At 72.7% G+C, this 22,929-nt stretch carries 17 protein-coding genes; 11 read left to right on the top strand and 6 right to left on the bottom strand.

Translation table 11 applies throughout. The features are described from left to right. Window positions 1–10: 10 nt before the first annotated feature. Together CKO43_RS10030 and CKO43_RS10025 are read right to left on the bottom strand one after the other, a co-directional pair. Window positions 11–1,156, bottom strand: a complete 1,146-nt coding sequence (locus CKO43_RS10030; RefSeq protein WP_200378548.1) for a hypothetical protein — start codon at window positions 1,154–1,156, stop codon at window positions 11–13. Continuing rightward, entirely contained in the window at window positions 1,153–2,385 is a 1,233-nt protein-coding gene (locus CKO43_RS10025) for a hypothetical protein (protein WP_200231135.1), read from the bottom strand. The genes CKO43_RS10030 and CKO43_RS10025 overlap by 4 nt, the downstream gene beginning before the upstream one ends. Window positions 2,386–2,800: 415 nt before the next feature. Between CKO43_RS10025 and CKO43_RS10020 the strand changes: the two genes are divergently transcribed. The 7 genes from CKO43_RS10020 to CKO43_RS09990 all read left to right on the top strand — a co-directional run bounded on the left by CKO43_RS10020 (window position 2,801) and on the right by CKO43_RS09990 (window position 13,630). Further along, window positions 2,801–7,399 (top strand): PAS domain-containing hybrid sensor histidine kinase/response regulator, encoded by a 4,599-nt coding sequence (locus tag CKO43_RS10020; RefSeq protein WP_200378547.1) that lies wholly within the window; start codon window positions 2,801–2,803, stop codon window positions 7,397–7,399. 81 nt (window positions 7,400–7,480) lie between these two features. After that, window positions 7,481–9,253, top strand: coding sequence for a glycoside hydrolase family 2 protein (locus tag CKO43_RS10015; RefSeq protein ID WP_200378546.1), 1,773 nt, complete (start codon window positions 7,481–7,483; stop codon window positions 9,251–9,253). After that, complete coding sequence (gene galT, locus CKO43_RS10010; RefSeq protein ID WP_200378545.1) at window positions 9,254–10,339, top strand: galactose-1-phosphate uridylyltransferase; 1,086 nt, start codon at window positions 9,254–9,256, stop codon at window positions 10,337–10,339. Further along, the gene (gene galK, locus CKO43_RS10005; RefSeq protein ID WP_200231900.1) at window positions 10,336–11,436 is read left to right on the top strand and encodes a galactokinase; all 1,101 of its coding nucleotides are present in this window, start codon (window positions 10,336–10,338) and stop codon (window positions 11,434–11,436) included. Before galT ends, galK begins: the two co-directional genes overlap by 4 nt. 30 nt (window positions 11,437–11,466) lie before the next feature. Further along, a complete protein-coding gene (locus CKO43_RS10000; protein ID WP_200378544.1) occupies window positions 11,467–12,102 on the top strand; it encodes a hypothetical protein in 636 nt (211 codons plus the stop codon). Between the two features lie 28 nt (window positions 12,103–12,130). Further along, on the top strand, window positions 12,131–13,243 hold the full coding sequence (locus tag CKO43_RS09995; RefSeq protein WP_200378543.1) for a metallophosphoesterase: 1,113 nt from the start codon (window positions 12,131–12,133) through the stop codon (window positions 13,241–13,243). 231 nt (window positions 13,244–13,474) lie between these two features. After that, window positions 13,475–13,630, top strand: a complete 156-nt coding sequence (locus CKO43_RS09990; protein ID WP_200231897.1) for a hypothetical protein — start codon at window positions 13,475–13,477, stop codon at window positions 13,628–13,630. On the opposite strand, the gene CKO43_RS09985 is transcribed toward CKO43_RS09990, so the two are convergent. Beyond that, a complete protein-coding gene (locus tag CKO43_RS09985; protein WP_346728238.1) occupies window positions 13,627–15,093 on the bottom strand; it encodes a response regulator in 1,467 nt (488 codons plus the stop codon). The two genes, CKO43_RS09990 and CKO43_RS09985, sit on opposite strands and share 4 nt — an antisense overlap. Window positions 15,094–15,364: 271 nt before the next feature. Here CKO43_RS09985 and CKO43_RS09980 point away from each other — a divergent pair, with 271 nt between their 5' ends. Genes CKO43_RS09980 through CKO43_RS09970 form a run of 3 tightly spaced genes read left to right on the top strand, consistent with a single transcriptional unit; the run spans window position 15,365 to window position 17,152 of the window. Further along, window positions 15,365–15,886 carry a hypothetical protein gene (locus tag CKO43_RS09980; protein WP_200231895.1) on the top strand — a complete coding sequence of 174 codons (522 nt, stop codon included), beginning with the start codon at window positions 15,365–15,367 and terminating at the stop codon, window positions 15,884–15,886. Continuing rightward, on the top strand, window positions 15,873–16,415 hold the full coding sequence (locus CKO43_RS09975) for a cell division protein FtsI (protein WP_242478167.1): 543 nt from the start codon (window positions 15,873–15,875) through the stop codon (window positions 16,413–16,415). Before CKO43_RS09980 ends, CKO43_RS09975 begins: the two co-directional genes overlap by 14 nt. A 41-nt stretch (window positions 16,416–16,456) precedes the next feature. Beyond that, complete coding sequence (locus CKO43_RS09970; RefSeq protein WP_200378541.1) at window positions 16,457–17,152, top strand: flagellar basal body L-ring protein FlgH; 696 nt, start codon at window positions 16,457–16,459, stop codon at window positions 17,150–17,152. 18 nt (window positions 17,153–17,170) lie between these two features. Here the strand turns inward: CKO43_RS09970 and CKO43_RS09965 are convergent, their stop codons facing one another. Next, window positions 17,171–18,052 carry an alpha/beta fold hydrolase gene (locus CKO43_RS09965; protein WP_346728237.1) on the bottom strand — a complete coding sequence of 294 codons (882 nt, stop codon included), beginning with the start codon at window positions 18,050–18,052 and terminating at the stop codon, window positions 17,171–17,173. Further along, the gene (locus tag CKO43_RS09960; RefSeq protein ID WP_200231893.1) at window positions 18,049–18,234 is read right to left on the bottom strand and encodes a CsbD family protein; all 186 of its coding nucleotides are present in this window, start codon (window positions 18,232–18,234) and stop codon (window positions 18,049–18,051) included. Before CKO43_RS09960 ends, CKO43_RS09965 begins: the two co-directional genes overlap by 4 nt. Window positions 18,235–18,768: 534 nt before the next feature. Here CKO43_RS09960 and CKO43_RS09955 point away from each other — a divergent pair. Then, window positions 18,769–20,325 carry a methyl-accepting chemotaxis protein gene (locus CKO43_RS09955; protein WP_200231892.1) on the top strand — a complete coding sequence of 519 codons (1,557 nt, stop codon included), beginning with the start codon at window positions 18,769–18,771 and terminating at the stop codon, window positions 20,323–20,325. A gap of 51 nt (window positions 20,326–20,376) precedes the next feature. On the opposite strand, the gene CKO43_RS09950 is transcribed toward CKO43_RS09955, so the two are convergent. Then, on the bottom strand, window positions 20,377–22,866 hold the full coding sequence (locus tag CKO43_RS09950; RefSeq protein ID WP_200231891.1) for an adenosylcobalamin-dependent ribonucleoside-diphosphate reductase: 2,490 nt from the start codon (window positions 22,864–22,866) through the stop codon (window positions 20,377–20,379). Window positions 22,867–22,929 lie beyond the last annotated feature (63 nt).

Here is a 22,929-nt window from a genome sequence, read left to right as displayed (position 1 = left end):
GGTTGGAGAATCAGCGGCAGGTTTCCCGGTCGAGCGGGATGGGGTCGCCGGCCGCCGGCGGGTTGGCCAGCGCTGCCAGGCGCCGGTCCAGGGCGGCCAGGTACTGCGGCCCCTGGATGCGGGCGGCGCGCAACTGCGTGACGCGGGCGCGTGCGTCCTCGCAGCGCTGCTGTTCGCGCTGCGGATGGCGCGCTGCGGCATCGACCTCGGCGAGCCAGCGGCTGCGTGCTTCCTGGGCCTGACGCCCGACCTCGTTGCGGCAGGCGGCCTGGACGCGGCCGAAGACGCGCAGGCCGTCGGCGTGTTCGAGGAAGGTGCGCCCTTTGGCCGCGGCCTCCCGTACCAGGGCGGCATCGGCAGCAACGATGGCCAGGCGCAGGCCCGGCATGGACTCGGCCAGCGGCCGCGCCTCGCCGCGGCCGCGCCAGTCGGCGGCGGCGCCGGCGTCGGTGAACAGCGGGCCCAGGTCCACGCGGGCTGCGACCTCGCGCTCCCAGTGCAGCGCGCAGAGCGCGCCGGCGACGGCCGGCAGCTCTGCCGGCTCGAGCGCGGCCGCCGGGCGCGGCGGGCCTGGCCGCGCAGGCGGAACCGGGCAGGCCGCCTGTCCGGCCATGACGGCCGCGCCGAAGTCCTTCTCGTGCTGGCCGAGTTCGTTGTCGGCGTCCCGGATCTGGGCTTCGACGCGCTCGCGCTCGCCGCGCAGCGAGATCTGTTCGCCGGCTCTGCCGATCTCCCGCTCCCAGGCCGGGTTGCGGAAGGCGAACCCGGCGTCGCCGGGTTCGGCCGCACGCACGCTCAGGGCCTGCTGGCGCATGTCGACGATGGCCAGGCAGGGTGGCGCGGCTGCATCCACGCCGACCAGCGGCAACTGGAACAGGTAGCCGCCGAGTCGGGCGTCGTAACTGGCGCGCGCGATGTCGCGCCGGGTCTGCACATCCACCAGCCGCAGCGGCGCGCCAGTGGCGGCTGCGGGTGCCGGCGGCTGGGCGCGGTTGTAGGGCCATGCGGGGATCTGCCGCCCGGGCGCCGCCGCCGCGGGTGCGGCGACGAGGCCCCGGTAGAGCACCGTGTAAGGCGTGCCGGTGAGTTCGACCGCGCCGGCGTGCAGCCAGGCGGCGGACAGCGCCAGGGCGGCGGCGTGGCGGGTCATCATCATCGGGACATGTCCTCCTGCAGCAGCGACGCGACGCGGCGCGCGGTTTCCAGCCGGGCACCGTCACAGGCCGGCCCCAGGCCCCTGGCCGGTGGCTGGCCGAGCGTGCGCCGGGCGCACTGATGCGCCGCCGCGAGCACGTCGAGGTCCTGGCTGTACGCTCTGAGCTCGGGCGTGGGGCTGACGAAGTGCTCGCGCCCCGACTCCACCACCTCGAACCAGCGCTCGGCGCCCTGGCGCAGGGTGGTGATCGCGCCGGCGGCCCGCTCCAGCGGCAGCAGCCGGAGCTGGTGCCCGAGCAGCGTGGCCGCCACCGAGCCCTGGAACAGCAGCGTGGCGGCGTCGGCGGCGCGCAGCTGCGCGCGGTTCTGCGGCGAGTCGGCCGCGACGCGCAGCCGCCAGGCGATGCCGGCCTGCTGCAGCAGCGGCAGGCGCACGAGGTCGACCAGCGGCGTGCCGCTGGCGACCAGGCGCTGCCGCACGGCGAAGATGGCGCCGTCGACGCAGGTGCCGAGCCGTCCCAGCCGCCGGTCCTCGACCTCCCAAAAGCGCCGCGGCACCATCCAGTCGCCGCAGGCCCACAGGCGCATCTCCAGCGTGTGCGGCCAGGGCAGGGCCTCGGCAAGCGTCTGGGCATCGGGCACGAGCGCGTCGGTCAGGGCGCGCACGCGCTCGCCGTAGCGCGCGTCTTCGACCTCGTCGTCGCGGCGGAACGCGGCGAAGGCCTGCTCGTCGTAATGCAGCCGGAACGGCGCCAGCCGCGCCCGGTCGTTGGGGAACTGGCGCGCGGCATACGACTGGTCGTCCCAGGCCGACATGCTGCGGTCGTCGGCAAGCAGCACCGGCAGCGCGTTCACGCCAGCCTCGTCGAGCTCACCGTCCACACGCCCGAAGTTGCGGCCGTCGTAACGGTATTGGCCGTAGAGCGCATGGGCGCCGGTGTCGCGGCTGTAGTAGAGCCCGCGCACGGCAGCGCCTTCGCGGCGCAGCGCCACGGGCTGGGTGCGCAGCGTGAACTCGGCGGCCACCCGGTAGCCGCCGCCTGGCTCCGCCGCGAGCACCAGCGCACGGCAGGGCCGCGGCCCGGTGGCGACGACGGCGCACTCGTCACGCCGGGTACGCAGCACGACCAGGGCGTCCGGCAGCTTGTCGCCGTCGAGCCACAGCCACAGCAGCTTGCGCGTGGCCGTCGGCACCGGCTCGGCTCCGGTGGCCACGAGGTAGTCGTCCACTGCATTGCCCAGCGCCTGCAGCCGGGCTTCGAAGCCTTGCGCCCGCGCCCCGACGGCGAGGGTCGACGCGACAGCAGCGATGGCGATCAGTCGAGCAATAAAGCGTGTCGCGGCGTGAGGCCCATGCAAAAGTGTTTCCTCCGTGGCTCGAATCCATACTGCCATGGGGGCTTTGTTTCTCGTCATCCCTGATTCAGATGGTTGCGCCCGAGGGTGCAACTGTTGCGTGCCGCACTTCAGCCGGTCTGGTCGCCGTCGGGGCGCCCGGCGCTGATGCCTGCTTCTGCGGCCTGGGGCCGGCCCGACGCTCACGGAGCTGTGCCGCGGAACGGCGATTGCCAGTGAACCGCGTGCCGATGCTCGGGCTGCAGTCGATCGATTCCACCGCCGGGTGCGCAGCCTTGCCGGAGTTGCCATGACGCCGGCCGGCTCGCCCCGGGAAGTGCCGCTGCATGCCTATCTGCGCCGACTGATCTGGTGGTGCATGCTGCCGACGCTGCTGCTGGCCGTCTGGCTCGGCGCCCAGGGCATCCGGCAGCAGGGCCAGCAGCACCAGCAGCAGGCCGAGGCCCTGCTCGCGGCGACTTCGGCCACCATCGACCAGCAGCTGGCGCTGCGCGTCGGGGCCTTGACGGTGCTGGCGCAGTCACCGGCCGCGGGCGGCGACGCCGCGTTCTACGCGCAGATGCTGTCCTTCCGCCGCGCGCTCGGTGGTCATCTCGCGGTGTCCGATCGCGACGGCCACATGCGGCTGAACACGCGCCGACCACTGGGCAGCGCCTTGCCGCCGCTGCAGGCCGACGGCATCGCGCTCGCGCGGCGTGCCCTCGACAGCGGCCGGGCCGTCGTCGGCGAGAGCCGCTACGGCCCCGTGTCGGAGCGCCAGGTGGTGACCATCGTGCTGCCGCTGCCGCTGCAGCGACCCGGCGCCCGGCTGCTGCTGTGGTCGACGCTGGAGCCGCAGGAGCTCGAGTCCTGGTTCGCGGCGACACAGCTTCCCGCCGGCGCGGCGCTGACGCTGCTCGACCGCGACCAGCGGGTGCTGGCGCGACGTGGTGCACCCCTGCCGGCGCAGGCCGCGCCTTCGATCCCGGACGTCCCGAGCGTCTCGGCGCGCTCACGGCTGGCGCCCTGGACCCTGGTGCTGGACCTGCCCCGGGTCCACGAACGCGAGACCCTGCTGGCCGCCGCCTGGTGGCTGCTCGCGGCGCTGGCGGCGGCGGTCTTCACCGGGCTGCTGGGCGGCGCGCGTGCCAGCCGCTCGCTCGCGCGCGGGCTCGCGACGCTGGGTGGCGAAGGCGGCCCGGCCGCCGAGCCCGAGATCACCGAGATCGTGGCGCTGCGCCAGCGGCTGGAGGGCGCCGAACGTGCCAGCGCCAGCGCCGCGTCGGCGCTCAGCGACAGCCAGGCCAGCCTGCGCCTGATCGTGCAGAGCATGAACGACATCGTCATCCTGGCCGACGACGAGCGCCGCATCCGCCTCGTCAACCGCGCCTTCACGACCCAGTTCGGCTACACACCCGAAGAGGCCATCGGCCGCAGCACGCAGTTCCTCTACGCTGACGCGCGCGACTACGAAGTGCTGGCCGAAGAGCGCCTGCCGCCCGACCGTCCGGCGGCGGGTGCGACCTTCGAGATGCGCTACCGGCGCCGTGACGGCAGCGAGTTCTGGGCCGAGACCGACGCCGTGCGCCTGGTCGGCGAGGACGGGCGCACGATCGGCATGCTCGGCGTGCTGCGCGACGTCTCGCTGCGGCGCCACGCCGAACAGCGCCTGCGCCAGGCGAGCGCGCTGCTCACCGCCTTCGTCGAGCACGCGCCGCACAGCATCGGGTTGTTCGACCGTGAGATGCACTACCTGGCGGCGAGCGCCCGCTGGCGGCGCGACTTCGGCGTCGGGCCCGACATCGTCGGACGCTCGCATTACGAGGTGTTCCCGGACCTGCTGCTGAAGTGGCGCGAGGTCCACCGGCGCGCGCTCGGCGGTGAGACGATCACCAGCGAAGCCGAGGAATGGCCGCGCACCGACGGCCCTCGGCTGTGGCTGTCGTGGTCGGTCGTGCCCTGGCGCGACGGGGCCGGCGCGATCGGCGGCGTGATCATCTCGACCGAGGACATCACGGTGCGCATCGCCTCGGCCGCGGCGCTGCGCGAGAGCACCGACCGTTTCGAGCGCGTGTTCCGCAACAGCCCGGTCGCGATCGCGATCACCGGCCTGGACGACCGGCGGTTCGTCGACGTCAACCCGGCCTACGAGGCGATGCTCGGCTGGCGCCGCGACGAGCTCTTCGGCCGCGGCAGCCGCGAACTGGGCATCTGGGTCGACGAGGGCGAACGCGAGACGGTGATCGCCCGCGTGCTCGCCGACGGCGCCGCGCAGGCCCAGGTCTGCTGGCGCGCACGCGACGGCAGCCTCGTCGACGTCGTGTTTTCCGGCGCCAGCGTCGAGATCGGCGGCGTGCCGCACCTGGTCGGCATGGCCGCCGACATCCGCGTGCAGAAGGCGGCGCAGCGCGCGCTGGAGCGCCAGCAGGAGGAGCTGGAGGCGCTGGTGGCCCGCCGCACCGCCGAACTCGAGGCCGCCAACGCCGCGCTCGAGCAGCGCGCCGAAGCCATCGCCGACCTCTACGACCGTGCGCCCTGCGGCTATTTCTCGCTCGATGCGGCCGGTGTCATCGCCACCGTCAACGCCACCGCGCTGGCGATGCTGGGCCATGCGCGCGACGCCATGGTGGGGCGTGCGCTGCTGGACTTCGTCGCGCCGGGCTGCGCCGTGCTGCACGGCGACCTTCTCGGGCTGTCAGGGGGGCCGGCGCGGCGCCGCGGCGTCGAATGCGAGCTGCTGCGCGCCGACGGCGCGCCGCTGCCGGTGCTGGTGGCCGCCGACCGCGTCGCCGATCCGGCCGGCGGCACGACGACGCGTGTGACCATCATCGACGACAGCGAGCGCCGCCAGCGTGGCCGCGAGATCGCCGCGATGCAGGCCGAGCTGGCGCACCGGGCGCAGCAGGCCGAGGCCGCCAACCGCGCGAAAAGTTCGTTCCTGGCCAACATGAGCCACGAGATCCGCACGCCGATGAACGCGATCCTGGGCCTCACGCACCTGCTCGGGCGCGAAATCGTCGACGCGCACCAGCTCGACCGCCTGGCCAAGATCGGCGGCGCCGGCGAACACCTGCTGCAGGTGATCAACGACATCCTCGACGTCTCCAAGATCGAGGCCGGCAAGATGGTGCTCGAGGACACCGAGTTCTCGCTCGAGGAACTGCTGGCGCGCTGCTTCCAGCTCGTCGGCGAACGGGCGCGCCACAAGGGGCTGGAGCTGGTGCTGGACACCGAGCGCGTGCCGCCGCGGCTGCGCGGCGACCCGACGCGTTTGTCGCAGGCGCTGATCAACCTGTTGTCCAACGCGATCAAGTTCACCGAGCAGGGCTGGGTGCGCCTGCGCTGCGAGCTGCTGGAGGAGGACGAGGCGCGGCTGCTGGTGCGTTTCGAGGTCCGCGACACCGGCGAAGGCATAGCGCCGCAGCGCCAGGCGCGGCTGTTCCACGCCTTCGAGCAGGCCGACACCTCGAGCACGCGGCGCCACGGCGGCACCGGTCTCGGGCTGGCGCTGACGCGCCACATCGCCGAGCTGATGGGCGGCGAGGTCGGTGTCAGCAGCAGGCCCGGCGAGGGCAGCTGTTTCTGGTTCAGCGCCCGCCTGGGCCGGGGCAGCACGGAACGGCCCGACGAAGACACCGCCCCCGGCGGCAGCGGGCCGCTCACGCTCGTCGGCCTGAGCGCCTTGCTCGTCGACGACCTGGACGAGGCGCGTGCGGTGATTGCCGACCGGCTGGCGCGCCTGGGCATGCACGTCGACACCGCCGACGGCGGCGAAGCAGCGCTGGAACTCGCGCGCCGCCGGCTGGCCGAGGGCCGTCGCTACGACGTCGCACTCGTCGACTGGTTGATGGCGCCGCTGGACGGGCTGCAGACCACGCGCCGCCTGGCCGCGCTGCTCGGGCCGGCGATGCCGCCGACGGTGCTGGTCACCGCCTCCGACGATCCGCGCATCGGTGCGCTCGCCGCCGAAGCCGGCTGCGCCGCGGTGCTGGCCAAGCCGGTGACGCCTTCGGCTCTGCTGGACACCGTGATGCGCCTGGTGAGCCGGCGCCCGGCGCCGCAGGACGCGCCGCGGCCGGAACCCGGCGACGCCGAGCAGCGGCTGCGCGCGCGCCACGCCGGCCAGCGTGTGCTGCTGGCCGAGGACAACCCGGTCAACCAGGAGGTGGCCGAAGAACTGCTGCGTTCGGTCGGCCTCGTCGTCGACACCGCAACCGACGGCGAGCAGGCGCTGCAGATGGCGCTGGCCGGCGGCCATGCGCTGGTGCTGATGGACCTGCAGATGCCGGGCCTGGACGGTTTTGCCGCGACCCGCGAGATCCGCCGCCGCCTGGGCCCGGCGCTGCCGGTGGTGGCGATGACCGCCAACGCCTTCGACGAGGACCGCGAGCTGTGCCTGGCCGCCGGCATGAACGACCACGTCGCCAAGCCGGTGAGCCCCGAACGGCTGTACGCGACGCTGCTGCACTGGCTGCCGGCGGCAGCCGGCGAGCCGCCGCCGGCCACTGCCGGACCCGCGCCGCCGGCGCCGCGCGGCGGCGACAAGCGCCTGCCGGCGGCGCTGCTGCGGGTGCCGGGGCTGGACCTCGAGGCCACGCTGGCGCGGCTGGGCGGCAACACAGCGATGCTGGAACGCATGCTGCGCCTGTTTGTGCAGACCTACGGCGAGGGCTCGACAGCGCTGCGCGCCGCGGCTGCGGCCGGCGACGCCGAGGCCTGCCGCGAGGCGGCGCATTCGCTGCGCGGCGCGGGCGCGACGATCGGCGCGGTGGACCTGGTCGCACAACTGGCGGCGCTGGAGCAGGGCGCACGCGACCCGGAGCGCGTGGGCTCGACGCCGGGCGCGGCGCTGGCCGCCGAAGCCGCGCTGCGCGCCCTGGTCGCCCGGCTGGGGGCCGCGCTCGGCTGATGGTGCGGCCCGGCGCGGGGCAGGGCACGCGTGTTGCCCGCAGCGGTGATGGCCGGCGCACCCGCCGGCCGGGGGACCTGCATGCATGCCTACCCGCGTCCGCAGCTGGTGCGCGACGACTGGACCTCGCTCGACGGCCGCTGGCAGTTCTGCTTCGACGACGAGGGCCGCTGGCACTGCCCCGAGGACGTCGAAGACTGGCCGCTCCAGATCGAGGTGCCGTTCGCGCCCGAAGCGCGCGCCAGCGGCATCGGCGACACCGGCTTCCACCCGGTGTGCTGGTACCGGCGCGAGTTCGAATGCAGGCCCGGCCCGGAGCGTGTGGTGTTGCGTTTCGGCGCCGTCGACTACGCCGCGCGCGTCTGGGTCAACGGCCGGCTGGCGGTGACGCACGAAGGCGGCCACACGCCGTTCTGGGCCGACATCAGCGGGCTGCTCGACGAGTCCGGCCACCAGGTCGTCGTCGTGCGGGTCGACGACGACCCCTCGGACCTCGCCAAGCCGCGCGGCAAGCAGGACTGGCAGCTGGCGCCGCACGCGATCTGGTATCCGCGCACCAGCGGCATCTGGCAGACGGTGTGGTTCGAGCGCCTGCCCGCCACCTTCGTCGACCGCATCCGCTGGACGCCGCAGGTCGAGAACTTCGCGATCGGGCTGGAAATCCGCGTCGGCGGCGATCGCAGCGGCGAGGTCTGGGCCGAGGTCGAACTGAGCGCTGCCGGCCGCGTGCTCGCGCGCGACCGCTACCTGATCGTCGACGGCGAGGCCGACCGTTTCATCGTGCTGTCCGACCCCGGCATCGACGACTTCCGCAACGAGCTGCTGTGGTGCCCCGAGCGGCCGACGCTGATCGAGGCCCGGGTGCGGCTGCTGCGCGGCGACGTGCTGCAGGAGGAGGTCGGCTCGTACACCGCGCTGCGCTCGGTGACCATCCTGCGCGACCGCTTCATGCTCAACGGCCGCCCCTACACGCTGCGCATGGTGCTGGACCAGGGCTACTGGCCCGAGACGCTGATGACCTCGCCCGACGACGACGCGCTACGCCGCGACGTCGAACTCGCCAAGGCCATGGGTTTCAACGGCGTGCGCAAGCACCAGAAGATCGAGGACCCGCGCTACCTCTACTGGGCCGACCGCCTGGGCCTGCTGGTCTGGGAGGAGATGCCCTCGGCCTACCGCTTCACGCGCGGCGCGATCCGGCGCACGGTGCGCGAGTGGACCGATGCCATCGAGCGCGACTACAGCCACCCCTGCGTCATCGTCTGGGTGCCGTTCAACGAGAGCTGGGGCGTGCCCGAGCTGACCGCCGTGCGCACCCAGCGCCATGCGGTCGAGGCGCTGTACCACCTGACACGCACGCTGGACGCCACGCGCCCGGTGATCGGCAACGACGGCTGGGAAAGCAGCGCCACCGACATCATCGGCATCCACGACTACGACGCCAGCTGCGAGCACCTGCGCCAGCGCTACGGCGCCGAGATCAAGCCCGAGCAGCTGTTCGACCGGCGCCGCCCGGGCGGGCGCATCCTGACGCTGGACGGCTACCCGCACCGTGGCCAGCCGATCATGCTCACCGAGTTCGGCGGCATCGCCTTCGTCAAGCAGCCCGAGGGCGGCGCCACCTGGGGCTACTCGGCGGCGCGCGACGAGGCCCAGTTCACCACGCTATACAGCGACCTGCTGCACACGGTGATCCACACCGCGCTGTTCTCGGGCTTCTGCTACACGCAGTTCGCCGACACCTTCCAGGAAGCCAACGGCCTGCTGACGGCGGCACGCGAGCCCAAGATCCCGCTCGAAGACATCGCGCGTGCGACACGCGAGTCGCGCACCCACATCGTCGGCGGGGTCTGAATGCAGGCCCTCGATCTGCTGAAACCCGACGGCCGGCGCTTGACGCTGTACGGCCACCACGCGCCGACGCCGCCGGCCAGCGTGCCCAGCCCGTTCGCCGACCCGCTGGCCGCCGCCGCCCACCTGCGCTGGCACCCGCTGCGCGGCGAGTGGATCAGCTACGCCGCCTTCCGCCAGGACCGCACCTTCCTGCCGCCGCCCGAATACAACCCGCTGGCACCGACCCGCGACCCGGCGGCGCCGACCGAGCTGCCGGCGGGCGACTGGGAGATCGCGGTGTTCGAGAACCGCTTTCCCTCGCTCGGCGGCCCGCTGCAGCCGCCGCCGGCGGCGATCGTCGAGACCGCGCCGGCGCAGGGCGCCTGCGAGGTGGTGGTCTTCACGCAGGACCCGGCGACGGCGCTGGGCGCGCTGCCGCTGGCGCGCCTGGAGCTGCTGCTCGAGGTCTGGGGCGACCGCAGCACGCGGCTGGCGGCACGCGGCGACATCGCCTGGGTGCTGCCGTTCGAGAACCGCGGCTCGGAAGTCGGCGTCACGCTGCACCACCCGCACGGCCAGATCTACGCCTACCCGACGTTGCCGCCGCTGCCGGCGCGCCTGGACGAACACGCCAGCCGCCACCACGCCGCCACCGGGCGCACTGCGCTGCAGGACTTGATCGCCGCTGAACGCGGCGAGGGCAATCGCATGCTCTACGCCGGCGAACACGCGGTCGCCTTCGTGCCGGTGTGCGCGCGCTACCCGTACGAGTGCTGGGTCGCGCCGATCGCGCCGGTGGCGGACTTCGCCGCCTTGTCCGGGCCGGTGCGCGCCGACCTGGCGCGCGCGCTGAAGACCACGCTGCTCAAACTCGACGGCCTGTGGCAGCGGCCCATGCCCTATCTGATGGCCTGGTACCAGGCGCCCTGCGACGGCCGGCCGCAGGCGCCCTGGCATCTGCACGCCGAGATCTGGCCGGCCTACCGCTCGCGCGAGCGCCTCAAATACCTGGCCGGCACCGAGCTGGCGGCGGGCTGGTTCGCGATGGACGCGCTGCCCGAGGCCACCGCGGCCGAACTGCAGCGTGTCGAGGTGCTGCTGACATGAACGCCGCCGAGCTCGAGGCCTTCACGCACGATCGTTTCCTCGCCGAGTTCGGTGTGCCGGCCGAAGCCGTCGCGTCGGCGCCCGGACGCGTCAACCTGCTGGGCGAACACACCGACTACAACGAAGGTTTCGTGCTGCCGGTGGCGATCCCGCAGCGCACCGCGGTCGCGCTGCGGCCCTCGGTCGAACGCGATTTCGCGCTGCACAGCGACGCCCACGGCCGCACCGTGCGCTTCGTTCTCGGGCGTGCACCCGACGAGGACTTCGCGCGCTACGTCTATGGCTGCCTGATGCAGGCGCAGGGCGCCGGCGTCGTGCTGCCGGCGGCGCTGGCCATCCTGGTGCATTCCGAGGTGCCGATCGGCATCGGCCTGTCCTCGAGCGCGGCCCTGGAGGTGGCGACGCTGCGTGCGCTGCGCACGCTCACCGGCGCCGCGCTCGACGACGTCGAGATCGCGCGCCTGGGCCAGCGCGCCGAGATCGAATACGCCGGCGTCAACTGCGGCATCCTCGACCAGATGGCCTCCAGCCTGGCCGGCGAAGACCGGGCGCTGCTGCTGGACGTGCGCAGCGGCGAGCGCCACCTGGTCGGGCTGCCGCCGGGCAGCGCGCTGCTGGTGCTGGACTCGGGCGTCGTGCGCACGCTCGCCGCCAGCGGCTACAACATCCGCCGCGCCGAATGCGAGGCGGCGGCGCATGCGCTCGGCCTGGCCTCGCTGCGCGACCTGGACGACGCCACGCGCGCCGCCGCGCTGCCGCCGCCGCTGCCGCGGCGGGTGCGCCACGTCGTCAGCGAGAACGCGCGCGTCATCCAGGCCGCGGCGACACACGATCCGCGTGTCTTCGGCCGGCTGATGAACGCCTCGCATGCCAGCCAGCGCGACGACTACGAAGTCTCGACACCCGAGGTCGACGCGCTGGTCGCGCGGCTGCAGGCGCACCCGGACGTCTTCGGCGCGCGCCTGACCGGCGGCGGTTTCGGCGGTGCCTGCGTCGCACTGGTGCGCACCGGCTGCGAGGCGCGTGTCGCCGCCGACGCCGGACGCGGGGCAAGGGCACTCGTGCCCGCGTTCGACGCGCCGGCCGCCAGCGGCTAGGCTGCAGGCCTGTCCACGAGCCCGATGCCGATGTCCAAGTCCTTCCTGTCACGGTCTGCCGGGCCCACGGCGCTGGCCGTGGCCTTGCTTGCGGGCTGCAGCTCGACACCGCGTGGTGTCGACGCCCAGTGGCGCGCACCCGAGACCGCCCGGCCGCTCGCCGGCGCGCGCGTGCTCGTCGCTTGCGAAGCCGCCGAAACCGTGCTCGTGCGGCTGTGCGTCGAACGTTTTGCCGCCGAGCTGACGGCGCTCGGGGCCCGCGTCGTGTCCGCGCCCGAGGCGCCGCCGCCGCCGGCCGCAGGGCCGCGCGACGACGCACGCTACGTGGAACTCGCGCGCCGCGAAGGCGCGCAGGCGGTCTGGATCGGCAGCGTCTCGGCGGCACCGGCCGAACCTTCGTCGAGCGGGATGTCGATCGGGCTCGGCGGTTTTCGCATCGGGGGTGGCGGCAGCGGCGTCGGTGTCGGCGTGTCGCTGCCTGTGGGCTCTCTCGGCGGCGGTGCCGCGGTGCTCTACGGCGCCGAGGCGCGCATCAGCGACGTCGCCAGCGGCCGGCTGCAGTGGACCGCACGTGCCGGTGGCGGCGATTCCGGCGACGCCGGCGCGCAGCTCGACGCGCTCGCGCGCCGCCTCGTCGACGCCGCGGCTGCGGCCGGCCTGTTCTGAGTCCCGCCGCCCGCGGCACCGGCGCCTGATGCGGCCGGTGCGAATCGTCTGGGTGCTCGGCCTGCTGCACGCGCTGCTCGCGTGGCGGCTGGCCGCGCCGCTGCCGCTGGCCGGTGCTGCGGCCGTCGTGCTGGCGGCACTCTGCTCCTGGGTGCTGATCCCGATGGCTTTCTACGGCCGGCGCGGCACGCGGCCCGAGGTGGCCGACCGCTGGTCCTGGGCCGGGTACATCGCGCTCGGCCACTTCGGGCTGGTGGTGGCGCTGGTGCTGCTGCGCGAGTTCGGGCTGCTGGCCGCCTGGCTGCTGGGCTGGGCGCCGCATGCTCGCGGCAGCGCGTTCGCCGTGCTGGCGCTGGCGCCGCTGCTGACGTTGCTGGCGCTGCGCAACGCGCGCGCGACGCCGGCGCTGCTTGAAGTGCGGCTGCCGGTGCCCGGGCTGGCAGCGGCGCTGGAGGGCTTCACGGTGCTGCAGATCAGCGACCTGCACGTCGGCCCGACCATCAAGCGCGGCTGGGTCCAGGCCGTCGTCGAACGCGCCAACAGCCGGCCCGTCGATCTGGTGGCGCTGACCGGCGACCTGGTCGACGGGCGGGTCGAGGACCTGCGTGCCGACCTCGCGCCGTTGGCCGGCCTGCGCTCGCGCCACGGCGTCTTCGCCGTCACCGGCAACCACGAGTTCTACAGCGGCGCCGCGCCCTGGGTCGCCGAATGGCGCCGGCTGGGCTTCGTGCCGCTGCAGGACGAACACCGCGTCGTCGAGCACGAGGGCGCGACCGTCGTCGTCGCCGGTGTCGACGACTTCAGCGCCGCGCATGTCGAGCCGGGGCGGCGCAGCGACCCGAAGCAGGCGCTGGCCGGTGCGCCGCCGGCGGCGCTGCGGCTGCTGCTCGCGCACCAGCCGCGCAGTGCGGCGGCGGCGGCCGAGGCGGGCTTCGACGTCCAGCTCTCGGGCCACACCCACGGCGGCCAGATCTGGCCCTGGGGGCTGCTGGTGCCGCTGCAGCAGCCGATCACCGCCGGGCTGCAGCGTGTCGGCCGGCTGCGGGTCTACGTCAGCCGCGGCACCGGCTACTGGGGGCCGCCGCTGCGGCTGGGGGCGCCGTCGGAGATCACGCGCATCGTGCTGGTGCGCGAGCGCTGAGGCGTAGTGGTACAGGGCAGGGCAGGTTCATTCGTCGATTTCCTGTGGATCGTGCTGTTCGTTTTGCTCTGCGTGGTGAGGTGAGCTGGAACCGTATCGACCGCGTCTGGATCGGGCTGGTGATCGCCAACGGGCTGGCGCGGCAGACCGCCGGCGCCTGACCTGAATGCGGGGGCGCGGCCCCCAGGGCACGGGGTTTGCGGCGCCGCCGGGCGGCCCGAACATGGCCCCATGGACACGCCCCAACCCGGTACCACCGCGTCGCAGGTCCCCGCCTCGGCCCGCACGGCGCTCGCCGCGCTGGTCGAACTGCGCGACGAACTGCAGAAGATGCACGCCGAACTCGAATACCTGCGGCTGATGCTGCGTGTCGGCGCGCGCAACTAGCCGGCGACGACCTCCAGCCCGGGCACGAAGCGGTCGACCGCCGCCAGCAGCGCGTCGACGTCGAGCGGCTTGGCGAGGAAGGCGCTGGCCCCCGCGGCCCGCGCCGCCGCCGCCTCCGCGCTGCCGGCTTCCGCCGACACCGCCAGGCAGGTGAGGCCGGCGGTGCGCGGGTCGGTCTTCAGGCGCCGCAGCAGCTCCAGGCCCGGCAGGTCGGGCAGCTGCAGGTCCACCAGCACCAGGTCCGGCAGCAACTCCAGCGCCCGGTCCAGGCCGCGCCGACCGGAGGCCGCCACCTCGACGTGCAGCGGCGCCCGCGCTTCCAGCAGCCCGATCATCAGCTCGGCGTTGACCGCGTTGTCCTCGATGTAAAGGATGTGCCGCGGCACACCGGCGCCGCCCGCCGCCGGTGCCGGGGCAGCGCTCTCCTTGACGATCTCCAGCAGTTCACGCGCCGCAGCCTCGACCCGGGCGACGCGTGCGGCGGCCGTAGCCGAAGCGCTCAGCGCCGGGTCGCGCGCCAGCAGGTGGGCGTAACCGAGCATCGCCTGCAGGGCGGTGCGCACGTCGCGGCAGCGGGCATGCAGCGTCGCACCTTCGCGTTCGGCGACTTCCGCGCGCGCCTGCGCCAGCCGCAGCTGCTCGGCCTGCACCTGGGCCTCGACGTCCTGCACGCAGCCCAGCAGCCCGGCGCCGCCCGGCTGCGGCGCGGCGATGAAACGCAGCCAGCGGCGGGCGCCGTCGCTGCCGCGCACGCGGGCGTCGAACACGAAACCGGCGCCCGCGTTCCGTGCCGCCTCGAGCGAACGCCGCGCGTTCTCGCGCTCGTCGCGCTCGCTGAAGCCGGCGCACAGCTGCACGAGCGTGGCCGCGTCGGCCAGGTCGCCGAGCAGATCGCGGGCGCCGTCGGACAGCCAGAGCGCGCTGGCGGGGCCGTCGCAGCTCCAGGCGCCGGCGCCGGCGGCGCGCTGGCAGCACTGCAGCCGGTCGTGCAGCTGCCGCAGTTCCCGCTCGGCCCGGTGACGCTCGTCGACGTCGACCAGCGCGGCCAGCAGCCGGCCGGCGTCGGCCGGGTCGCGCCGCAGCGCCAGCATCAGCTGCCGGCTGCCGGTGCCGCAGGGGGTGTGGAACTCGAGGTCCAGGGTGCTGGCTTCGGCCGTCGCCGCCGCTTCCAGCGCCGCCCGCAGCCGGGAGCGGCCGGCCGGCGCCGCGAACGAGACGATGTCGCGGCCGAAGCCGGCGCCTGGGCCCAGCAAGCGCAGTGCGCGCCGGTTGACCCGGTCGACGCTGCCATCGGCCTGCAGCGTCAGCAGGCCCACCGGAGCGTCTTCGAAGAGGCTGCTGTGGGGGGCTGCACGGGCGGACGGCACGTCCGGCGGCGGTGGCCAGCGCGGCGAGTCCGCGCCGGGCGCCCGCGTCGACGGGGCGGCGGGGCGGTCGTCGGCGGCTGGCGGTGTTCCGCTCATCGGATGCGCCGTCTCCTGCTGGGTGATGCGGCAGTATGCGCCGGCCGTGCCCGCCGCGGGCGCGCACTGTCGTGACGATACGTCACCGGAAGATGACGTAAAAAGACCCGGAAAGACCCCGGCGTGATATTCCGACATACGCCGTAGAAACTCGTGGCGGCAGCGTCATGAAAACCCCGCGAGAAAAGGTATGGCAGGGTTTGCGGGTGTTATTCGAGGAATTCCCCGGGGGCGTCTATTCCTAAGCTGGCGGCACTTGGAAGGAGTGACCATGAGCAGCATCGGATCCCTGGCTACGGCTTACATCAACCCGCGCACCGAGGTCGGTGCCTATGAACGCAACGCCAAGGCATTCGGCCCGGTGGTCGCCACCGCGATCGGTGCCGCGAATGCCGCCGGTGGCGTCTGCGATAGCACCTGCTCGTTCAGCTCCGGCGCGCTCAGCGCGCTCGACGACTGGGTCGACCAGGGTGTCGACGCGGTCTCCTCGGTCGGCCAGACGCTGGCCGGTGCTGCACAGGCGGTCGAAGACGGTGTCGGCGACACCTACAGCGACATCAAGCAGGCCCTGGGCAGTGTCGTCGACACCGTCGAAGGTGCCGCCCAAAGCGTCAGCGAAACCGTCGTCGACGCCGTCGACGGCGTCACCGACTTCGTCTCCGACACCGCCAGCGCGGTCGCCGACGCCGGTGGCGATGTCATCGACACCGTCGGCGATGCCTTCAACACCGTGGCCGGCTACGCCGCGATGGGCGCGCTGTCGATCGGGCAGGCCATCCATGACGTCGCCTGACTGCCGCCGCGGGCTGGCGTTGCTGGCGGCGGCGGCGCTGCTGCCGGGCTGTTCGATCATCTCGCCGGTGCCCGCGATCGAACTGATCAAGGCCGCCGGGGGCGCTGCGCACCACGCCGTGATGTACGGCCCGAGCCAGGCCAGCAATACCGTCTTCCACGAACCGATGACGCTGTCGAAATTGTGCATCGAATATCGCCCGGACGGCCATATCGTCGATTTCGTGCCGGCACTGCAGGCCGAACTGAAAAAACACGACGTCGACAGCCGGGTGTACGAGGCGGGCACGCCGCTGGAAACCTGCGGCGCCTGGCTGAAATACAGCGCGGCGATCGCCTGGGATACCACTTTGTTCGGCAACGAATACCAGCCCTACCTGCGCCAGGCGGCACTCACGCTGCAGACCTCGTCGGGCCGCACGCTGGCGTCCAGCCAGTACCGCCTCGAAGGCCTGCTGGAAGCCGGCAAATGGTCGTCGACACGCGACAAGCTCGCCCCGGTGGTCACCGCGCTGCTGACCGGCGAGTGACGCCAACCCAAACCCCAACGCGAAATCCGAAGAGGTCCGTCATGAACATCCAGACCCTGTGGCCGCTGGCCGGCTGCGCCGCACTCCTGGCCGGCTGCGCCGAGACGCCGACGACGACGCTGCGGGTTCCCACCGCGGTCACCGCGGTCGCGCCGCCTTCCTACGTCGAACGCGCGCCGACCGGCTCGCTGTTCCAGCCCAACGCGCCGATCGCGACGATGTTCTCGGGCGAGAAGCGCCCGCGTGCGATCGGCGACACGCTGAAGGTGCAGATCGACGAGAAGCTGTCGGCCAACCAGAAGGTTGCCACCGACACCAGCCGCGAGAACAAGATCGCGACCAAGGGCCCGGGCACCGATTCGAACAACGTGCGCGGCGCGCTCAAGAGCATCCTGAACCTGGACGCCGAAGCCAGCGGCAGCGACTCCTTTGTCGGCAAGGGCACCACCGAGAACAGCAACCGCTTCACCGGCCGCATCGCCGCCTCGGTCATCAACGTGCTGCCCAACGGCCACCTGGTCGTCGCCGGCGAGCGCAGCATCGCCTACAACGAAGGCGTGACGACGCTGCGTTTCTCGGGTGTCGTGAACCCGGAAGACATCAAGGCCGGCAACGTCGTCGCCTCGGCCGACATCGTCGACGCACGCCTGGAGGCAGTGGGCCGTGGCGGTGTCGCCGACACCGCGTCGCGCAGTTGGGTGCAGCGCGTGCTGAGCAAGGGCCTGGCGATCTGGTGAGCGCGGCGCGGCGGCGGCTTATGCGCGCGCCGCCATGGCGGCCGGCTGAGGGCGCTGGGCGTCTAGCCAGCCGGCGATCGCGGCGTTCAAGGCCGGGCCTTGCTGGATCATCACCCAGTGGCCCGCGTCCAGCGCGAGCACGCCGCAGCCCGGGCTGGCCTGCAGCCGCTCCAGCCAGCGCCGGGAATGGAACATGAATGGTTTGCGCGTGCCGTAGACGTACAGCATCGGGCACTGCGGCAGGAACACTCGCGGCCGGCCGAAGCCGCCGGCCGCGCCGAACCACTGCACCGCGTACGGCCAGCCCATCGCGGCCCGGGTCTCGCCGGCTGCCGGCGCCCGGAACGCACCGGCAAGCGCACGTGCGACCGCGTCGCCGGCGCGCCCGCCGAGGCGCCAGGCCAGCGCCAGCGTCAGCTGGTAGGCGAGCGCGCCCGCCTGGCCACGCCAGCCCATCTCGGCACGGTTGGCGCGTGAACCGGCGTCGCCGCCGATGTCGATCGCGACGATCGCCCGCACACGGTCGCCATGGCGTTCGGCGAAGCGGTAACCGAAGAAGCAGCCCCAGTCGTGCAGCACCAGCACCACCGGTTGCCCGGGGCTGGCCGCATCCACGACCGCCAGCAGCGTGGCGACGATCTCGTCGAGTGAACGCGCCCGGCCGTCGTCGCCGGGGGCGAAGCCGGGCAGCGTGAAACGCAAACACCGCCACGACGCCGACAGCGCCGCGACCTGCGAATCCCAGACCTGATGGCTGTCGGGCCAGCCATGGACGAAGACCAGGGTTTGTTCGCCCTGGCCTTCGATGTGAACGGTGACGCCACCGACCTCCAGGACCGAGATCGCAGCCGCCGGGGTGGCTGCGGGTTGGACGTGGCAGGCGGGTGGCGCCGGCGTCACGGCTTGCGCGTCAGATCATGCACGGCTTCGCGCACGTCGCCGGCCTTCTTCTGCGTCTTGCCTTCGGCCTGCTTGGCCAGGCCCTTGGCCTGCTGCTCGTCGCTGCCGATGGCTTCGCCCGTCTTGCGTTGGATCTTGCCGGCCATGTCCTTGGCGGCTCCCTTGACCTGGTCCTTGTTCATGACTTCCTTTCGTCGCGGCGGACATCCGCCATGAACACAGGATGCCGCGCAGCCCGCAGCCCGGATGCCAGCCGATTTCGCGGCCGCGGGTGGGACCGATCCTACGGCCTGCGCGAGGCTGCCTGTTTCTGCAGCAAGCTAGTGAAAACCCCCGGGTGGCAAGCACTTGCGAGCCGCGCCCCCGGGTTGTCCACAGGGATACCCAGTGGTGCGGGGGACAGAAAGCCGGCGCGCGCCCAGCGCGGGCCTTGCGCTGGCGCAAGCCGGATCCGGCACGACGAGGGGCGGCGCCGCTCGCGCGCGCTGAATGCCGGCGTGTCGCCCGGCGCAGGGCGAGGGCGGTGCCGCCCACGGTGCGTGCAGTGCTTCACGCCGGCGCAAGCTCCGTTCGACGGGTGTCCTCACGGGGACTGACAAGCGTGCGCCATGTCGCGCCTTGTCCCTTCACACCGGCCCCGGCGGGTCGATAGCCCGTCAGCAGCGCCCGCGATCGCCTGTCGTGGTGCGGGGTCGCCGCGGTGTCGGGGGTTCGGGATGAAGAGCTGGAACGATCTGCGCATCGGCATGAAGCTGGGCATCGGCTTCGCGCTCGTGATGTTGGCGACGGCGGCGGTGGCCCTGTTCGGCCGCAGCGCGCTCCAGGGTGTCGGCGGACAGGTACAGGAACTGGTCGAGCAGCGCCAGCACAGCGTGGGCATGGCGCGCGACGTCAAGGACCAGCTCAACGTCGTCGCGCGCGGCGTGCGCAACGTCGTGCTGCTGGACGACCCGAAACAGATCCAGGCCGAGATCGAGCGCATCCGCGGCTGCGAGAGCCAGGTCGCCGGCCTGCTGGACAAGCTCCAGGCCGCCGACCACGACGCCGAGAGTGCCAAACGTCTCGAAGCGGTGCAGGCCAGCCGCGTCACCTACCAGCCCAAGCTGCAGGCGGCGCTGGAACTGGCCGTCGCCAACCGCTCGGCCGAAGCGCGCGACATGCTGCTGAAGGACGTGCGCCCGGTGCAGGCGGCCTACCTGAAGGCGCTGGACGCCTTCGTCGAACACGAGGTCGAGCGCATGGAGGCCAGTGCCGCGGCGACCGCGGCCGCGATCTCGCGCGCCGAGATCGTGATGATGATCGTCGCGCTGGCGGCCATCGCCTGCGGCAGCGCACTCGGCTGGGCGATCACGCTGAGCGTCACGCGCCCGCTGCGCGCCGCGCTGCAAGTGACCGAACGTGTGGCCGACGGCGACCTCGCGGGCGCGGTGCCCGCCGGTGGCCGCGACGAGCTCGGCGTGCTGCTGGGCGCGCTGGACGGCATGCAGCAGAGCCTGCGCGAGCTCGTCGGCGGCGTGCGCGGCAACGCCGAGAGCGTGGCCACGGCCAGCGCCCAGATCGCGCTCGGCAACCAGGACCTGAGCCAGCGCACCGAGGAACAGGCCGGTGCGCTGCAGCAGACCGCGGCGACGATGGAGCAGCTCGGTGCGACCGTGCGCCAGAACGCCGAGAACGCCCGCGAGGCGAACACGCTGGCGCATGGCGCAGCCAAGGTCGCGAGCCAGGGCGGCAGCGCCGTCGACGAGATGCTGGCGTCGATGAAGAGCATCAGCACCGCGTCGCGTCAGGTGGCCGAGATCGTCGGCGTCATCGACGCGATCGCGTTCCAGACCAACATCCTGGCGCTCAACGCTGCGGTCGAGTCGGCGCGTGCCGGCGAGGCCGGCCGCGGTTTCGCAGTCGTCGCCGCCGAGGTGCGCACGCTGGCGCAGCGCAGCGCCGAGTCGGCGCGCCAGATCCGCACGCTGATCGGCCAGAGCGTCGAACGCGTCGAGCAGGGCGCGGTGCAGGCCGAGCGTGTCGGCCAGACGATGCACGAACTGGTGCAGGCCATCGGCCGCGTCAGCAGCGTCGTCGAGGCGATCAGCGCCGCCAGCGCCGAGCAGAGCGACGGCGTGTCGCAGGTCGGTGACGCCGTCGGCCAGATGGACACCGTGACGCAGCAGAACGCCGCGCTGGTGGAAGAGAGCGCGGCGGCGGCCGAGAGCCTGCGCATCCAGGCGCAGCAGCTCGTCGGCGTGGTCTCGCGTTTCCGTCTGCCGCAGCACGCCTGAAACGAAAAAGCCCGCCTTGCGGCGGGCCCCGTGTTCAGCGCGCAGGCGGCGTCAGCCGCAGGCGCCGATGTGGCCGCAGTTGGTGCACTTGGTGCAGCCGTCGATGTGGTGCATGTCGTGCGCGCCGCATTCCGGGCACTTGGCGCCGGTGCCGGCGGCGAACTGCATGCCGGTGGCGGGTTTGGCCTCGACTTCCGGCGTCGCCGCCGGAGCCGCTGCCGGTGCCGCCGCCGGGGCCGCACCAGCAGCGTGGCGGCGCCCCAGTTCACGCACCGGCACCTGGGCGCCCGAGGCGGTGAGGAAGCCACGCGCATACAGCAGCTGCTGCACCGCATAGGCCAGCGCCGCGACCTCGGAGTCGTGGAAACGCGGAATCGTCGTGCCGTCGCCGCGCGTCAGGAAGCCGCTGCGCACCGCGCCGTTGGTCCAGGCGATCTCGCGCAGGTTCTCCAGCGCCTTCTCGATCGACGCGCCCGAACGGGCGGCCAGCGACAGCAGGCGCATCGCGCCGTCCAGCCACTGGTCCTGCTCGCCTTGCAGCAGGAACTCGACCGGGCGCTCGATCGTCACCTTCTGGCCGTCGACGACGCCGTCCACCGGCAGGAAGCCGACGGTGACGTACATCGACCGTTTGCCCGCCTGCGTCCACATCTCGACCTTCTCGGTCAGGCTGGCGATGCGGCCCACCGGGCGGCCGACGTGTTTGGTCAGCGGGTCGTCCTCGCGCGGCGAGGCCGGGGCAGCCGGCGCGGCGGCCGGCGTGCTGACCGAAAGCACCGAGCCCAGCACCGAGTTCGGGCGATAGGTCGCCAGGCCCTTCAGGCCCGCCTTCCAGGCGTCCAGGTACAGGTTCTGGAAGTCCTCGTACGGGTAGTCGGCGGGAACGTTGACGGTCTTGCTGATCGAGGTGTCGAGGAAGGGCTGGACCGCCTCGAGCATGCGCATGTGGTCGTTGGCCGACATCTCGAGCGCGGTGACGAACTGCGGCGGCAACTGCATCACGTCGCCGCCGAGGTGGCGGAACAGGCGCCAGGCGCGGTCAGCGACCTCGAAGATGCGGTGGCCGCCGTCGGCTTCGCGCTTCTTGCGGTTGTAGGTCCAGGAGAACGGCGGTTCGATGCCGTTGCTGGCGTTGTCGGCAAAAGCCAGCGAGATCGTGCCGGTGGGCGCGATCGCCAGCAGATGGCTGTTGCGGATGCCGTGTTTGCGGATCGCCTTGCGGATCGCCTCCGGCAGGCGCTGGGCAAAACCGCTCTTCAGGTACTTGGCCTTCTCCAGCTTGGGGAAGGCGCCGCGTTCGACGGCCAGGTCGACCGAGGCCAGGTAGGAGGCGTCGCGCATCGTCTCGGCGATCTTGGCGGCGAGCGCGCGGCCTTCGTCGCTGTCGTAGCGGATGCCCAGCATCACCAGCGAGCTGCCCAGGCCCAGGAAACCCAGGCCGACGCGGCGCTTGGCGGCGGCTTCGGCGTGCTGCTGCGGCAGCGGCCAATAGGTGACGTCGAGCACGTTGTCGAGCATGCGCACGCCCACGCGCACGACCGCGGCGAAACCTTCGAAGTCGAAGTGCGCGTCATCCGAGAAGGCGCCGACGACGTGGCGCGTGAGGTCGACCGAGCCCAGGCAGCAGCAGCCGTAGTCGGGCAGCGGCTCCTCGGCGCAGGGGTTGGTGGCCTCGATCGTCTCGCAGTAGTGCAGGTTGTTCTCGCGGTTCATCTGGTCGATGAACAGCACGCCCGGCTCGGCGTGGTCGTAGGTCGACCGCATGATCTGGTCCCAGACCTCGCGCGCCTTGACGCTGCGGTAGATCCACTTGCCGTCCTCGCGCTGGCGCGCGCCGGCAGCCACCAGTTCGTCGTGCGGACGCGCAGCGTGCACGAGTTCGAACTCGCCGTCGGCGATCACCGCCTGCACCAGCGCGTCGGTGACACCGACGCTGATGTTGAAGTTGCGCAGCTCGCCCTTGTCCTTGGCGTGGATGAAGGCCTCGATGTCGGGGTGGTCGCAGCGCAGCACGCCCATCTGCGCGCCGCGGCGCGCACCGGCCGACTCGACCGTCTCGCACGAGGCGTCGAAGACGCGCATGAAGGACACCGGGCCCGAGGCGCGCGAATGCGTCTGCGTCACCAGCGCGCCCTGCGGGCGGATGCGGCTGAAGTCGTAGCCGACGCCGCCGCCACGGCGCATCGTTTCCGCCGCTTCGGTGACGGCGGTGTAGATGCCGGGCTTGTCGCCTTCGTAGCCAGTGATGGAGTCGCCGACCGGCTGCACGAAGCAGTTGATCAGCGTCGCCTGGATGTCGGTGCCGGCGGCCGACATGATGCGGCCGGCGGGCACGAAGCCGCGCTGCATCGCCCACAGGAACTCGGCTTCGCGCGCCGAACGGGCGTCCTCGGCCTCGATCGAAGCGAGTGCCCGGGCGACACGCGCCTGCACCTGGGCGATGTTCTGTTCCTCACCCTTGGCGTACTTCTCCAGCAGGGCGACGGTGGCAATTTCCTGGGGTTCCAGGGCATCGAGCAGGTGCTTGTCGGGGGCGTTCATCGGCAATGGAAAAGGCGACGCCGCGGGAGGCGCGGCGTGGGGTTGATGGGGTTTGGCGGGGGA

This window comes from Rubrivivax gelatinosus (assembly GCF_016583785.1).
GTDB classification, from domain to species: Bacteria; Pseudomonadota; Gammaproteobacteria; order Burkholderiales; family Burkholderiaceae_C; genus Rubrivivax; species Rubrivivax gelatinosus_B.
Note: the sequence above shows the minus strand (reverse complement) of the source record. Positions and strands in the feature narration are given on the sequence as shown.

Excerpts from the sequence above, each read along its gene's own strand:
- CKO43_RS10030 (WP_200378548.1), bottom strand. The coding sequence starts at position 1,156 with ATGATGATGACCCGCCACGCCGCCGCCCTGGCGCTGTCCGCCGCCTGG.
- CKO43_RS10020 (WP_200378547.1), top strand. The coding sequence starts at position 2,801 with ATGACGCCGGCCGGCTCGCCCCGGGAAGTGCCGCTGCATGCCTATCTG.
- CKO43_RS10015 (WP_200378546.1), top strand. The coding sequence starts at position 7,481 with ATGCATGCCTACCCGCGTCCGCAGCTGGTGCGCGACGACTGGACCTCG.
- galT (WP_200378545.1), top strand. The coding sequence starts at position 9,254 with ATGCAGGCCCTCGATCTGCTGAAACCCGACGGCCGGCGCTTGACGCTG.
- galK (WP_200231900.1), top strand. The coding sequence starts at position 10,336 with ATGAACGCCGCCGAGCTCGAGGCCTTCACGCACGATCGTTTCCTCGCC.
- CKO43_RS10000 (WP_200378544.1), top strand. The coding sequence starts at position 11,467 with ATGTCCAAGTCCTTCCTGTCACGGTCTGCCGGGCCCACGGCGCTGGCC.
- CKO43_RS09995 (WP_200378543.1), top strand. The coding sequence starts at position 12,131 with ATGCGGCCGGTGCGAATCGTCTGGGTGCTCGGCCTGCTGCACGCGCTG.
- CKO43_RS09990 (WP_200231897.1), top strand. The coding sequence starts at position 13,475 with ATGGACACGCCCCAACCCGGTACCACCGCGTCGCAGGTCCCCGCCTCG.
- CKO43_RS09985 (WP_346728238.1), bottom strand. The coding sequence starts at position 15,093 with ATGAGCGGAACACCGCCAGCCGCCGACGACCGCCCCGCCGCCCCGTCG.
- CKO43_RS09980 (WP_200231895.1), top strand. The coding sequence starts at position 15,365 with ATGAGCAGCATCGGATCCCTGGCTACGGCTTACATCAACCCGCGCACC.
- CKO43_RS09975 (WP_242478167.1), top strand. The coding sequence starts at position 15,873 with ATGACGTCGCCTGACTGCCGCCGCGGGCTGGCGTTGCTGGCGGCGGCG.
- CKO43_RS09970 (WP_200378541.1), top strand. The coding sequence starts at position 16,457 with ATGAACATCCAGACCCTGTGGCCGCTGGCCGGCTGCGCCGCACTCCTG.
- CKO43_RS09960 (WP_200231893.1), bottom strand. The coding sequence starts at position 18,234 with ATGAACAAGGACCAGGTCAAGGGAGCCGCCAAGGACATGGCCGGCAAG.
- CKO43_RS09955 (WP_200231892.1), top strand. The coding sequence starts at position 18,769 with ATGAAGAGCTGGAACGATCTGCGCATCGGCATGAAGCTGGGCATCGGC.
- CKO43_RS09950 (WP_200231891.1), bottom strand. The coding sequence starts at position 22,866 with ATGAACGCCCCCGACAAGCACCTGCTCGATGCCCTGGAACCCCAGGAA.